Genomic DNA, 1,048 nt, shown 5'->3' with positions numbered 1-1,048 from the left:
GAAAGAGTCGGGCTTTTTTGTTTTGGTGCTAAATCGTCTCGTACAGTGCACAGGTGATGCACATTGATAAAGAGACGAATTAGCGCAAGGTAAAGGGAGCGACTTCACAGCTGCTAAGCAATACTCCATCACCTCGGCATTCTATAAACTGGCTCATCTCACCTTGCGCAAAAGGAAACGCCCTCACTGCGTTCGTTGTCGTTAACCCTTTGCACGCGAGCTACAAAGCACTTTTAGTCGCTTCTTTTAGTTCGGCATAAAAAGCAGTAAAGCCTTCGCTTGGTACCATGTAAACTGCATCAGGAGTCTGGGCGTTCTCATAAACAAATTTCACAGGGTTACCACGGGCTCTACGAAAGCTTTTTAGAATATGTATTAACCCGTCTCTAGACTGGTTTTCTGGAGTGAAATGTACTTGCTTATTGCTATCACAGAGGTAGGAAAATTTCACTTTTCTATTGTTAACAAGAATAATTGCGTTATCTAGCGTATTATTTGTTGGTTTATTCTGTAAGTTTGAGCATAGCTTTTCGTCTTTCCACACAAGGCGGAAATCAATTTTGTCATCAAGTAGTGATAACCAAGCGAGAATGTCGTGTGTGCCACTTCCCTCTGCGTAATAGGCATAGTGGCTGTTTGCTGTCCGTAGCCACTTATCTCCATTAACTGTTAATTGTTCTGCATAACTAAGAGTACTTAAGCCCAAGCAAAGCAATGTGCTTAGTAGTTGGTATTTCATAGTCAATCCTTTTGTTATTGGAATATCTTATTTATACACAAATGCACACGCATAGTAATGAATTTGCACGTTAAAAGTTGGAATTATTTTCGAGTTTAAATATCTCAGAATAATAAGTTTGGATACGGGGCTGATGCTCTGCTATTTTAGCCGTTGAGTAATCATTGGTCTTTTTGACTTGATTAGACGTTAATTAGTCGATTCTGAAAATCTCGGTTTTTCAAAAAACTGAGGTTGTTCAATTTGGATTGCCATCTTTAGAGTCGGTTAACCATCTAACGTTTTTGTTGTTTGATTTTCACGTGCCAA

1 protein-coding gene is annotated in these 1,048 nt (G+C 39.4%); it reads right to left on the bottom strand.

The window, feature by feature from the left end; all coding sequences use genetic code 11:
* Nucleotides 1–220 precede the first annotated feature (220 nt).
* Nucleotides 221–739, bottom strand: a complete 519-nt coding sequence (locus HC733_RS22370) for a hypothetical protein (protein WP_190367175.1) — start codon at nucleotides 737–739, stop codon at nucleotides 221–223.
* Nucleotides 740–1,048: the final 309 nt, after the last annotated feature.

Source organism: Pseudoalteromonas sp. S16_S37 (assembly GCF_014694405.1).
In the GTDB taxonomy this organism is placed as follows: Bacteria; Pseudomonadota; Gammaproteobacteria; order Enterobacterales; family Alteromonadaceae; genus Pseudoalteromonas.
Note: the sequence above shows the minus strand (reverse complement) of the source record. Positions and strands in the feature narration are given on the sequence as shown.

Bases quoted from the DNA above. Each gene is read 5' to 3' on its own strand.
- HC733_RS22370 (WP_190367175.1), bottom strand. From the start codon at position 739: ATGAAATACCAACTACTAAGCACATTGCTTTGCTTGGGCTTAAGTACT.